General features: G+C 51.1%; 9 protein-coding genes. 4 read left to right on the top strand and 5 right to left on the bottom strand.

Annotated elements, in window-relative coordinates; all coding sequences use genetic code 11:
• Window positions 1–6: 6 nt before the first annotated feature.
• Window positions 7–345, bottom strand: a complete 339-nt coding sequence (gene glnK, locus EYB30_RS02850; protein ID WP_008217600.1) for a P-II family nitrogen regulator — start codon at window positions 343–345, stop codon at window positions 7–9.
• Window positions 346–588: 243 nt separating this feature from the next.
• Between glnK and EYB30_RS02845 the strand changes: the two genes are divergently transcribed.
• Window positions 589–3,276 (top strand): DEAD/DEAH box helicase family protein, encoded by a 2,688-nt coding sequence (locus EYB30_RS02845; RefSeq protein WP_166836858.1) that lies wholly within the window; start codon window positions 589–591, stop codon window positions 3,274–3,276.
• Between the two features lie 3 nt (window positions 3,277–3,279).
• On the opposite strand, the gene EYB30_RS02840 is transcribed toward EYB30_RS02845, so the two are convergent.
• The 3 genes from EYB30_RS02840 to EYB30_RS02830 all read right to left on the bottom strand — a co-directional run bounded on the left by EYB30_RS02840 (window position 3,280) and on the right by EYB30_RS02830 (window position 8,843).
• Entirely contained in the window at window positions 3,280–3,669 is a 390-nt protein-coding gene (locus EYB30_RS02840; RefSeq protein WP_166836856.1) for a YacL family protein, read from the bottom strand.
• A 107-nt stretch (window positions 3,670–3,776) separates the two neighbouring features.
• Window positions 3,777–6,374: a bifunctional aconitate hydratase 2/2-methylisocitrate dehydratase gene (gene acnB, locus EYB30_RS02835; protein ID WP_166836854.1), complete on the bottom strand. Its 2,598-nt coding sequence runs from the start codon at window positions 6,372–6,374 to the stop codon at window positions 3,777–3,779.
• Between the two features lie 387 nt (window positions 6,375–6,761).
• On the bottom strand, window positions 6,762–8,843 hold the full coding sequence (locus EYB30_RS02830; RefSeq protein ID WP_166836852.1) for a M13 family metallopeptidase: 2,082 nt from the start codon (window positions 8,841–8,843) through the stop codon (window positions 6,762–6,764).
• Between the two features lie 142 nt (window positions 8,844–8,985).
• Here EYB30_RS02830 and EYB30_RS02825 point away from each other — a divergent pair, with 142 nt between their 5' ends.
• Genes EYB30_RS02825 through EYB30_RS02815 form a run of 3 tightly spaced genes read left to right on the top strand, consistent with a single transcriptional unit; the run spans window position 8,986 to window position 11,475 of the window.
• The gene (locus tag EYB30_RS02825) at window positions 8,986–9,954 is read left to right on the top strand and encodes a DUF2157 domain-containing protein (RefSeq protein WP_166836850.1); all 969 of its coding nucleotides are present in this window, start codon (window positions 8,986–8,988) and stop codon (window positions 9,952–9,954) included.
• Entirely contained in the window at window positions 9,944–10,984 is a 1,041-nt protein-coding gene (locus EYB30_RS02820; RefSeq protein ID WP_166836848.1) for a DUF4401 domain-containing protein, read from the top strand. The genes EYB30_RS02825 and EYB30_RS02820 overlap by 11 nt, the downstream gene beginning before the upstream one ends.
• On the top strand, window positions 10,981–11,475 hold the full coding sequence (locus tag EYB30_RS02815) for a GDYXXLXY domain-containing protein (RefSeq protein WP_166836846.1): 495 nt from the start codon (window positions 10,981–10,983) through the stop codon (window positions 11,473–11,475). The genes EYB30_RS02820 and EYB30_RS02815 overlap by 4 nt, the downstream gene beginning before the upstream one ends.
• A 205-nt stretch (window positions 11,476–11,680) precedes the next feature.
• Here EYB30_RS02815 and EYB30_RS02810 read toward each other — a convergent pair whose 3' ends face one another.
• Window positions 11,681–13,183, bottom strand: coding sequence for a DUF3612 domain-containing protein (locus EYB30_RS02810; protein WP_166836844.1), 1,503 nt, complete (start codon window positions 13,181–13,183; stop codon window positions 11,681–11,683).
• Window positions 13,184–13,208: the final 25 nt, after the last annotated feature.

The raw sequence follows: 13,208 nt of genomic DNA, 5'->3' as shown, positions 1-13,208 counted from the left end.
GGCTCCTTAGATGGCTTCTGCGTCGGACTCGCCGGTACGGATACGCACCGCCTGTTCCAGGTCATAGACGAAAATCTTACCGTCGCCAATGCGGCCGGTATGCGCGGCTTTTTGAATGGCTTCAATAAGGCGGTCAACCTGATCGTCCAGCGTGGCGATTTCCAGTTTTACCTTGGGCAGAAAATCCACCTGATATTCCGCGCCGCGATATAACTCGGTGTGACCTTTTTGCCGGCCAAAGCCTTTTACTTCTGTTACCGTTAAACCTTCTACCCCAATGTCAGCGATAGCTTCGCGGACATCGTCCAGTTTAAACGGCTTGATGATGGCACATACAAGCTTCATAGAGTGTTCCCTTTAGTAGTCGTCTTTGCGATTCGTTATTTACTAAGGAAGCCTTGTGCCAACTTTGTGAAATACATAAATATCAAAAACTTACAACATTGCGCGGGCTAGCAACGAAGAAAAGCGCACCATTTAGGTGCGTTTTTTCCCTGTGTAAGTGCATAAAAATCGCCGCGGCAACGTTGCAATTTTGTAACGCGAAAAGGTACTATTCAGCGCAGTATTAGATGCAGGATGCAGCCTTTGCCTTTTCACCAACTGTCGTTTCGCTACCCATGGCGTCCTTATCAACAAAGAGTTATTGATGCCATTCACTGCCATATGGCGGATAAAAAACTGCATATTGTCGCAGCACCAGGCGCAGGAAAAACCAGCTTGGGGCTGGAGGTTTTCAGGCTGTTACAACAAAAAACCCTGGTATTATCACCCACCCGCGTTATCCGCGATCAATGGTTGTTGCGTCTGGCAGACTTCCAGCCAGCAAACACGGCTGCGCTGCCAAACTGGACCAGCACCGATATCCGCCAACCGGGCGTACTGACATCAGTGACCTATCAGGCACTGCACTGGCAACTGTCGGGCCAGTTAGCTGAGCAGGAGACGGATCTGGTGCCAGAAGATAACCCGGCAGAAACCGAGCCTGACACGCTTAACAAGAGTGAAATAGACTGCTTTATTACTACTGTGCAACAACATCAGATTGGCGTACTCATTCTGGATGAAGCGCATCATCTTACTAACGCCTGGTGGCAGGTATTGGACAAGCTGTGTGCAGCGTTACCCGAGCTTGTTTTAGTCTCGTTAACCGCAACACCGCCTTATGACTCACAACAACACAACTGGCAGCGCTACGAGCAGCTATGCGGCCCGGTCGATGAGGAAATATCAGTCCCGGAGCTGGTAAAAGCCGGAACCTTATGCCCACATCAGGACTACATCTGGACTGAGGCCATTAATCAGTCTGAACAAAAACGTTTGCTCGAGCATGACGACAAGGTTGTCGCTTTGTGTGACAGTTTATTTGTCCAGCCTGAGTTCCTTCAGCTAATCCGCCAACATAAATGGCTAAATGCAACCATCAGTGCCAAAGACATACTGAGCCAACCAGAACTTGCCGTTGCCCTGCTGGCATTTTTAGCCGCGCACCAGCAACATCTGCCGATAGGGTTATTGCAGATCCTCGACTTCAGCTACAAAGATATCCCTACACTAAACCGCAAAAACTGGCAAATACTGCTGTCTGCCCTGCTGTTTAGCCCAGACTTCTCAGCCACTGCGGCACAACAAGAGTATATCAACCAGTTAAGACGCCAGCTTAGCGCCAGCCAGCTGCTGCATAAACGTGAACTGTTATTGGCACAGCACCCGCAGCTTAAGCGTGACCTGGCGCTCAACCCGGTAAAAATTACGGCTTGCGTTAAAATTCACCAGCTGGAATATCAGCTAAGAGGGCAGCAATTACGTCAGGTGATCCTGACAGACTATATCCGCGATGAAGCTATCAGCTCTGGTATTCACATCGGGCAGCCTGCGCTGGGCGCCTGGCCGGTGTTTGATGCGATACGGCAACATACCGCACCAACGCTTAGCATAGCCTTGCTAACCGGCCGCCTGAGTTTACTGCCTGCCACTCTGCTGCAAAAGCATAGCGATACACTAAGCCAATATAAGCTTAGCTACAGTGCTTTTGAAGCGCCCCCCGGTTACATCAAACTATCCGGGCCGCTAAATGCCCAAAGCCAGCTGTTTACCCAATTGCTCTGTGACGGTGACATTCACGTGCTAATTGGTACCCGCGCTTTGCTAGGCGAAGGCTGGGATGCCCCTGTGGTGAACTCTTTAGTGCTGGCCAGTAATGTTGGCTCTTTTATGCTTACCAACCAAATGCGCGGCCGGGCGATCAGGCTGGATAAAACCAACCCTGCCAAAACCAGTAGTATCTGGCACCTGTTGGCGGTGGACACTAAATCATTCTTTGGTTTACAGGATTTGCAGGAGTTAAGTCGCAGGTTTGATACTTTTGTTGGCCTGTCTGAACGCAAAGATGTGATTGAGAGTGGCTTCGCCAGACTGAATACCCAGGCGCTGGATAAACTGATACACAGTAACCAACCGCAGGACCTGATCCGCAATAGCAATAACAGCATGGCTAACCGGTTAAAACAACAGCATCAATTATCACAGCGCTGGCAAAAAGCACTAACGGTAGAGCATCAGGCAAAGGTTGCTCCAGGGGTAAGTACGATTAAATTACCGGCTATTCGCACCTACCACAGCGTGCAAAGCTTTAAATACCTGTTAGCACAGTTTAGTTTATTGTTCAGCCTGGTCAGTGTAATAAGCCTGGGGTTTGGCCGCACCGGCTTTAGCGCTATGTTAATGGTATTCACGCTAGGCATTATTGGCGGTATGCTCTATCTGTTACCCAGCTGTATTGCCACAGCCCGGATACTGTGGCGCCATTTACCCACAGACGGCAGCTTAAAACAAATTGGTATGGCGCTGACCGAAGCCTTATGTCAAAGCGGCCATATCAGCACCCCATTTCGGCAGTTAACGGTACAAACAACAGAGCTGGAAAACGGTCATGTGTTTTTGTCACTGCAAGGCGGCAGCTTTTATGACTCTTCACTATTTGCCGATTGTTTACACGAAGTTTTAGCACCTATTGAAAACCCACGCTATCTGGTGATTCGCGCGGGCAATTTTCTTGGCATGGCCCGTGATGACTATCATGCGGTGCCGCTAAGATTGGCCACAACCAAAGAGCAAGCCAGTATTTTTTATCGTTGTTGGAGTAAATACGTCGGTCCCGGTGATTTAATCTACTGTCGCAGTGATAGCGGCAGAGAACAACTGCTTAAAGCACGTATGCAGGCGTTTTCTGCAGCGTTTAAACCTCGGACAAAACGGCAGGACCGCTGGCTGTAAACATTATCCTGCCAGAAACTGCTGCCATTCGCGTAGCAGTTTGAGTAAATCCTCCAGCCCGCATTGGGCTTGCATACCCTGCTCGTCCAGCTGCAAATCGTCATCGGCCAGTTTATGCTGTTGCCGCTCAGGTAGTGGTTGCTCGACTGCATAAAACAAGGTGTTGTGGCTAAGCGTAACTTCACCATTATCCACTTCCAGCAAAAACTCTTTGCCCTGATATTGCATACTCTGGTGTGGCTTAAGCGCATTTAGCTGCTCAATCAGCGGCGTATACGCCTGCGCATCCTGTCCGAATTCGTCCAGCAAAAACCGGCCTATTACTTCATGCTCTGCCGCCAGCCTGATGCTGAACTGCAAGGTATTGCGGTCATAAATAAAATCGTATTCCACGCTAGTGCTCCGTTAGCGTTATATAACTGAAAGTGTAGCTGCTGCACCTGGATTCGCGAGCAGAAAAAAGGCCTGCAAAAGCAGGCCTTTAGCACAACAGGGGGCGCTTACACCGCTTGCTGGATAATCACGTTATCCGCTTTTTTGGTGTACTGCGGCATTTTGTGGAAGTTCAGGTAACGGTAAGTATCGGCCGCTGTGGCGTCAATTTGCTTAGCGTATTCCAGATACTCTGCCACCGTTGGCAATTTACCAATGATAGAAGCAACGGCTGCCAGCTCAGCTGAGGCTAAGTATACATTAGCACCCTGACCTAAACGGTTCGGGAAGTTACGGGTAGAGGTAGATACTACCGTTGACTTCTCGGCTACGCGTGCCTGGTTACCCATACAAAGTGAACAGCCTGGCATTTCAGTGCGGGCACCGACTTTACCGAAAATGCTGTAGTAACCTTCTTCCGTTAACTGCGCCTGATCCATCTTGGTTGGTGGCGCAATCCACAAACGGGTTGGCAACTGGCCTTTGTATTTATCCAGTAACTTACCGGCAGCGCGGAAGTGGCCGATGTTGGTCATACAAGAACCGATAAATACTTCATCAATCTTATCGCCGGCCACTTCAGACAGTAAACGTGCGTCATCCGGGTCATTCGGTGCACACAGTACCGGCTCTTTAATATCGGCCAGGTCAATTTCAATCACTTCTGTGTATTCGGCGTCAGCGTCAGCTTCCATCAGCTGCGGATCTTTCAGCCAGGCCTGCATCGCATTAATACGACGCTCGATAGTACGCACATCACCGTAGCCTTCAGCGATCATCCACTTAAGCATCACGATGTTAGATTCTAAGTACTCAGCAATAGACTCTTGTGACAGCTTGATAGTACAACCTGCCGCTGAACGCTCAGCCGAGGCATCAGACAGCTCAAACGCCTGCTCAACCGTTAAGTGTGGTAAACCTTCGATTTCCAGGATACGGCCAGAGAAGATGTTCTTCTTGCCTTTCTTATCAACGGTTAATAAACCTTTCTGAATCGCAGCATACGGAATAGCATGTACTAAGTCGCGCAGCGTAATACCTGGCTGCATTTCACCTTTAAAGCGCACCAGTACCGACTCAGGCATATCCAGTGGCATAACGCCGGTAGCAGCAGCAAAGGCCACCAGACCAGAACCGGCCGGGAACGAGATACCAATTGGGAAACGGGTGTGCGAGTCACCACCGGTACCGACGGTATCAGGCAGCAACATACGGTTTAACCAGCTGTGGATAATACCATCGCCCGGACGCAGTGAGACACCGCCGCGGTTCATAATAAAATCTGGCAGCGTATGGTGCGTGTCAACGTCAACCGGCTTTGGATAGGCCGCGGTGTGACAGAATGACTGCATGGTTAAATCGGCAGAGAAACCTAAACAAGCTAAGTCTTTTAACTCGTCGCGCGTCATAGGACCCGTAGTATCCTGAGAGCCTACAGTCGTCATCTTCGGCTCACAGTAAGTGCCCGGACGCACGCCTTTGACGCCACATGCCTTACCCACCATTTTCTGCGCCAGCGTAAAGCCTTTGCCAGAGTCAGCTTTAGGTTTAGGACGACGGAATTTATCAGAATGATCCAAGCCTAAGAATTCGCGGGCTCGGTCTGTTAAGCCACGGCCGATGATTAACGGAATACGGCCACCGGCACGCACTTCATCAATTAATACATCGGTTGCCAGACTAAACTCTGCCAGCACTTCATCTGTGCCGTGACGCACAATTTTGCCTTCGAATGGCAGAATGTCGATCACATCGCCCATTTCCAGCTTAGACACGTCAACTTCGATTGGCAGTGCGCCTGAGTCTTCCATAGTGTTAAAGAAGATAGGTGCAATTTTACCGCCTAATACGAAACCACCGCCGCGCTTGTTCGGCACGTAAGGAATGTCGTCACCCATAAACCACAGCACTGAGTTAGTAGCGGATTTACGTGATGAACCGGTACCTACTACGTCACCGACATAAGCCAGTGGGAAGCCTTTTTTGTTCAGCTCTTCTAATTGCTTAATCGGGCCCACTGTACCCGGCTGGTCCGGGTTAATGCCTTCACGGGCATTTTTCAGCATCGCTAACGCATGCAGTGGAATATCAGGCCGTGACCAGGCATCCGGTGCTGGCGATAAATCGTCAGTGTTGGTTTCGCCAGATACTTTAAATACGGTAACAGTGATTTTTTCCGCTAAGGCTGGCTTGGCTTCAAACCACTCGGCGTCGGCCCAGCTTTGTAATACTTGCTTGGCGTACTGATTACCTGCGTCAGCTTTTTCCGTCACATCATGGAAGGCATCGAAAATCAGTAAGGTGTGCGACAGCGCCTTGGCAGCAATCGGGGCTAATTTTTCGTTATCCAGCAGGCTGATCAGCGGCTCAATGTTGTAACCGCCCATCATAGTGCCCAGTAGTTCTGTCGCGCGCTCGGCACTGATCAGGCTGCAGCTGGCTTCGCCTTTGGCTAAGGCTGCTAAAAAACCGGCTTTAACGTAAGCAGCTTCATCAACACCTGGTGGTACGCGGTTAACCAGTAAGTCAACCAGGGTGTCTTCTTCACCTTTTGGCGGGTTTTTCAACAGTTCAACTAAAGCGGCTACCTGCTCGGCATTGAGTGGTTTTGGTGGGATACCTTGCGCTGCGCGCTCGGCCACATGTTCGCGGTATTGTTGTAGCACAGTATGATCCTCTTGGTCGTTGGCTGCAGTCTTGCCACTGCAGCGTCATTCAACAGAATGAATGGGCGTAATTATATGAAAATTCGGGCCAGATTGACATCCGGCTGTTAACCACTCAGGTTATAGTGGTTATAAATCTCGTGAATACAAAACTCAGAGTTATATATTCTTTGTTATAGTGGTCAGACCTCGCTAACCCGAAGGAGGTTGGAATCCCGAACTGGGCGTCACAGAGTGTCTGAGCCCTGCCGTAGGCATTAGGGCGAGTTGCTGTGACGAGCCAGGGCGGGAATTGCAACCGGCGGGCTGAGCTATGCTGTAAAAACAACAGGCTGAGTAGTCACCTACTCAGCCTGTGCAGTGTAGCAGATTTTTATTGCCCAGCGATTACCAGATCTTAACGCGCTGCTCCGGCGGTAAATACATCGCATCACCTTCTTTAATATCAAAGGCGGTGTAAAACTGCGGAATATTCGGCAGTACACCGATAACGCGATAATGCGCCGGAGAATGCGGGCCCGTGCTTAACTGACGACGTAGCGCCTCTTCACGGAACTTGGTACGCCACACTTGCGCCCAGCTGATAAAGAAACGCTGCTCGCCGGTAAAGCCATCCATTACCGGCGCTTCTTTACCGTCTAATGATAACTGATAGGCTTTAAGCGCGACTGTCATACCGCCTAAGTCACCAATGTTTTCGCCCAGTGCTACCGCACCGTTCACGTTAACACCTGGCAGTGGCTCAAACTTATTGTATTGGCCAATTAACTTAGCACCACGGGCCTGGAACTGGCCTTTGTCCTGCTCAGTCCACCAGTTACGCAGGTTACCATCGCCGTCGTATTTCGCGCCCTGATCGTCAAAACCGTGGCCGATTTCGTGGCCGATAACACCACCGATACCGCCATAGTTTACTGCATCATCCGCGTCCATGTTAAAGAACGGAGGCTGCAAAATGGCCGCCGGGAATACGATCTCGTTATTTACCGGGTTGTAATACGCATTCACCGTTTGTGGCGTCATAAACCATTCGCTCTTGTCGATGGGTTTACCCAGCTTAGCCACCATTTCGTCGTAACCCCAGTGACTGGCGCGCACGAAGTTACCCACCAAATCGTCGGCTTTAATTTCCAGGCTGCTGTAATCTTTCCACTTGTCCGGATAACCAATTTTCGGCGTAAACTTGCTCAGTTTATCCTGCGCCGCTTTTTTGGTGTCTTCGGTCATCCACTCCAGCTCGTTAATTGAGATTTCATAGGCTTTAATCAGGTTAGCCACTAATTCTTCCATCCGCGCCTTGGCTTCTGGTTTAAAGTGGCGCTCGACATAGAGTTTGCCGGTCAGCTCACCTAATACCTGATCTGATGCATCTACCGCGCGTTTCCAGCGTGGTTGCTGCTCTTCAATACCGCTTAAGGTTGTGCCATAGAAGGCAAAGCGCCGATCGGCAAAGTTGCTGCTTAACTTATCGGCATAGCCATGAATGGTTTTCAGGCTTAAATAATCCTGCCACGCTTGCAGATCGGTTGCTTCCAGCACTTTAGCAAAGCCTTCGAAATAACTAGGCTGGCGCACAATGATATCGCTGACGTCATCCAGTTTTACGCCCTTAGCAAATGCCGCCCAGTCAAAATTGCCCAGGCTGCTGTTTAAATCGGCCGCGGACATTTTGTTGTAGGTTTTATCGGCGTTACGGCTTTCCAGACGCGTCCAGTGATGCTCGGCCAGGGCTTTTTCCAGCGCAAATACGCGCTGTGCTGCCGCTTCGGCATCAGCGTAACCGGCCAGGCTGAACATATCGGTTAAATATTGCTGATAGGCGCTAAGGATTTTCTGTGACGCTTCATCGTCTTTAAAATAGTAATCGCGATCTGGTAAGCCTAAACCGCTCTGGCTTAAATACACCGCGTACTGGCTGGAGTTTTTCGCATCGTTATTAACATACCAGCCAAATGGAATGCCCACGCCATCACGCTGCAAACGGGCAAATAAAGCCGGCAATTGCGTTTTGTCTGTCAGCGCTTTGATGGCATCCAACTGCGGGCTCAACGGGCTTAAACCCAGCTTTTCGATAGTGGCTTCATCCATAAAACTGTTATAGAAGCTGCCCAGTTTCTGCTCGTCTGAGCCTGGTTTTAAATCGGTACGGGCAGAGACTTCATCGATAATCGCTTTGACGGCTTTTTGTGAGTTATCCGCCAGAATATGGAAAGAACCATAAGAGGCTTTATCCGCAGGGATCTCGGTTTCAGCCAGCCATTTACCGTTAATCGCCAGGAAGAAATCTTCAGAGAACTTTACCGCCGGGTCAAAGTACTGGCTATCAACGCCCGAAACCAGTGGCGCTGTTACCTCTGCGGCAGGCGCTTCGCTTGCTGCAGTTTGAGTTTGAGTGGTGTCCTGTTTATTACACGCCGTCAGGCCAAGTGCCAGCGCCACTGACGCGGCAGCTAAGGTAAGCTTTTTCATTATTGTTATCCTGATTATTGATATACAGCCGTAACATACTACGCTGTTGCCTGTAAGATGCCAAACCGTGGTCATTACGAAGTTGTAACAAGTTATAAAAACGCTATGATGCTAGTTACTTAATGTCATCATACTGATATTTATGGATAACCTAAGCCAGGCCGATCAACTGTTAAAGTGGACCGAACAGCAGCAGCTTAACCGGCAACAATTACAACAGGCAACGCAGCGCTTAGCATTGCAACCTGCAAGCGCTGACTGGCTGCGCCAGGCCAACCGCCTGTTGCTGTTTAGCGCCACAGTGCTGCTTGGCTGCGCGCTGATTTTCTTTTTCGCCTATAACTGGCCACTTATGCCTTACCTTGGCAAACTGGCCCTGGCAGGAGCGGCGGTATTGTTAAGCGGGATAGTTGCAGTGCTAAGCTCGCATAACGGCCTGGCCCGACGGGCGGCACTTTTCGTCTGCAGTATCGTCAGCGGTGCTTTGCTGGCACTGATTGGCCAAACCTACCAGACCGGCGCTGATATCTGGCAACTATTTACAGCCTGGGCAGCGCTGATTACCCCGCTGGTACTGCTGAGTAAAAGCCGTGGCAGTTATCTGCTGTGGTTTGTCTTACTTGAACTGGCGCTGTGGCGCTATCTTGATAGCCAGTCAGGGTTTTGGCTATTTGACAGCGCCCGGCAGTTACAACTGTTCACACTGGCCAACGCGGTATTACTGTTGTTTTGCGAATTTGCCCTGCCCCGTCTGGGTGTTGTTAAGCACAAACCGTTGCTGTGGCTGGCAACACTGGCCTTGCTGTTACCGCTAACTATTGGCGGCATAATTGGTGTGTGGGAAAGCCGCTATCAACTTAACCTACTGTGCTACCTGCTACTTGCCACCGCACTGACATGGTGGTTTTGGCGCTTGCAACGCGATGTACTGATCGTTGCCCTGTTATTGTTCAGCGGCATCGCTGTCAGCACGGCTGTGCTGGCACAGGTGCTGGACAGTGCCGATAGCTTTTTTCTCGTTAACCTGCTGGCTATGTATGTCATTGGCAGCAGCGCCGGCGCAGCTATTTGGCTGAAAAAGCTGTTGCAGGAGGCCCGGCATGACCAATAACAGCGCGTTACTTGCTAGCTTGCAGCAAGATGGCATTATCGACAATGCAACAGCAAAACAACTTTCCGCGGCTGGCAGCCCATGGTGGCTGCAAGTGTTACTCGGTATCGCAGCCTGGATAGCATCAATATTCATGATCTGCTCTTTTATCGGCCCTTTGCTGGCGTTGGCCGATAACACCACGGTACGGATGCTAGCGGCAGCCCTGCTGCTCGCTGCTGCTATCTGGCTGGCAACGAAACCGCATGAGTTTTTGCAACAGATGTCGGTAGCTATAGCCCTGGCCGGCCAGGGCTTGCTGGTGTTTGCCGTGTACGAACTGTTTGGCCAGCAGTATGACGCACCGCGGTATGCCTGCGCGCTAATAAGCGGTTTGCTGCTATTTAGCCCGCTAAACCCGCTGCACCAGCGTGTCAGTTTATCTATTGCCGCAGCCTGCCTGCTGTCATTGCTAAGCTCGGCGGCAATTCTGGCCAGCGTCAGCTCGGTATTGGCTGCAATAGCCGTGTGGCTGTGGTGCAACCGGCCGCGCTGGGCAAGCCTTGCACATGGCGGCAAAATTAAACCTTTACTGGAAGTTGGTACACTGGCCGCCCTTGGCCTGACGTTATTCGGTCAATGCCTGCTGGTTATTGATAGCAGCAGTTGGCTGGACAACCAGCTGGCAATAGCGCAAGCGCTGTACAGCGCGCTTGGCAGTGTATTGTTAATCAGCACAGTGTTTTGGCTCAGCCGTCTGGCAACAGTGCCCAGCCGCCTGGTATTACTTAGCATCACGACATTATTGTGCGTATTGCTGTATCCGGCGTCGGGCTTACTGACCAGCAGCGCGCTGTTGCTGGCCTGTTTTTATGGCTGCAGCACACGCTGGGCCGCGCTGTGTCTGCTTAGCATGCTGTTTGCCATCAGCCAGTTTTATTACAGCCTCGAGCTTAATCTGCTATATAAATCTGGCCTGCTGGCTCTCTCTGGCATGCTGGTATTGGCCGCCTGGTTACTGCTACAACGTTATCAGCGGAGGTTGGTATGAGCCCCCGCCTGACGCAGTTAGCGATCGCCGCTGCTGTACTATTGATACTGGCCGTTAGTGCGCTGACCATCTGGCGTTATGAACACACACTGGCCAGCGGCCAGACAGTCCTACTCGAGCTGGCACCAGTAGACCCGCGCTCAATCATGCAGGGTGACTATATGGCACTGGCCTTTGCTGTTGACAGTGCGCTGCCCGATGATGCCGCGCAGTATCGTTATGCGTGGCTAAACGTGTCAGAGCAAGGTGTTGCTGGCCTGCATAGCCTGAACAACCAGTTGCCACCGCAAGCTGGTATGGTTGGCCTGTTGTTGCGCCAGCGTGATGGCATTGTCAGTGTCGGGCCGAATGCGTTTTTCTTTACCGAAGGCAGCGCAGCAGTGTACGAAGCAGCGCGCTATGGCCAGTTTAAGGTAGACAGCAGCGGCAAAGCGCTGCTGAGCGGCTTACTGGATGAAAACCTGCAGTTGTTGGGTGAGAATGCACGCTGACGGTTTGTCGCTCCGGCATCGAGCCGGTTTGCCCACGCTAACACGCCGTAAATACGTCCCTGTAGGCTCGATTATGAACTTCATCCGTGAAGTTCACCCTAGCGGGCCAGCGGAGCTGTTCAAATTCGTTCCTGACGAATTTGTCAGCATCCTGGCCTGCAACGGTTAGCTTAGAGCAAGCCGGCTCTCGCTGGGAGTTTGTGCCTCAACCATTACACTGATAACAGCTGGGTTGTCGCGGGCAGCTATTGCCGCGGGCGCAAATCAGCTGCGCCGGTTTCTGTAAGCTGCGTGCCACCCAATTAATGTTCAGAATATTCGCCACACTGGTCAGCGCCGTTTGTATTGTCTTGGGCACTTTAGCCCCGCCGCTGCTGCCCACACACAGCTGCTTTAGCTCCGCCGCCATGCTGTCGGCGTCCACTCCCTGCGCCAGCAGCGCCGGGTTTAAATCGATACCGGCACAGAGCACATGATTATTGCCGGCCAGATCGCTGACTTTAGTCGACTCGCAACAATAAATCCGCGGCGCGCCATTAACATCCAGCAGTGATAACTGCGCGCTACTAGCGACATTATCAACATCAAACATCCGAAACACTGCCCAATGCTGACACGGATCTTCGACCTGACGCATATTACCCCAAGGTAGCGGTATGCCATTGCCGCGATACACCGCCTTTAATTTACCTGGCGTATAGGCATCAAAATAATGCCAGTGGGTATAAGGCGATACTGCCGTCATACGCCGCATTGCCACTGAGGCTGACACACCAGCTTGCTGATGGCTGCTAATTTCATAACCGCTGCGGTCCAGCAATTGACGAAACGGTAGCTTGGGGCACAATAGTGCGCCAGCGAAAAAGCTGGATTCAAAGTCACGCCAGGCGTGCAAAATATCCTGTGGTTGCACTGCAGTTGAGCTGGATAACTCGTCATCATGGGCACCGCCGACGGTCATACTGCTTTTCACACCGTCTTTGTTATGCAACACGGCGTGGCCAATATGCACCGCCAGCTCATACTTCAACCGGGTTGGGAAGGCTTGTAGCAGGCTGTTTAAATGCAGTGTGTTAGGCGGGGTAAAAAACGAGGTAGAGACGTTTTTGGATAATACCCCCAGCTCGTCCAGCAGCTCTTTCGGCGCTTCGTCAAACCAGCTTATTTTCAGTCCCAGTTGTTTGCAAATGGCCAACAGCTCGTCGACGCTCAGCGGCATGCGCTTTTGGCCAACGTCTTCAGCAGCGCGTTCCAGCTCAGGAAAGTGGTTTTGATGATGCTCCTGATGGGCCCGGATCAGCAGCTGAGCAAACTGCTTACCACTGGTACCGGTTTGCGACAGCATCTCGGGTATGGCAATTTGCAAAATATCGTTCGAGAATAAAAAACCCGGCTCCAGCGCCATACCGCTGATGCCACCACGACTGCCTTTTTCCGGTGTTAAGTCTTCACCGGCATCTTCACCGTCTAAAAACCAATCGAGATCTTTTTGAAATACTTCGGCGATCACCTCCAGCATTTCGATACCGGGCGTGCGCTTGCCACGCTCGATCATCGACAAATACGACACCGATGGCGCGTATTCCGGGTTCACCCGAATGCAGCGGGTAGACAAATCTTCCATGGTTAAGTTATTGCGTTTACGCAAGTTTCTGATCTTGGTACCAAGAAAATGCGACTTTCTGAGCAGACTTTTGTTTAGTTTCATTTTGTAAAATTCACACTGTAAAATT

Origin of the sequence: Rheinheimera pleomorphica (genome assembly GCF_011634895.1) — a bacterium.
In the GTDB taxonomy this organism is placed as follows: domain Bacteria; phylum Pseudomonadota; class Gammaproteobacteria; order Enterobacterales; family Alteromonadaceae; genus Alishewanella; species Alishewanella pleomorphica.
This window is presented reverse-complemented; position numbering and strand designations above follow the sequence as displayed.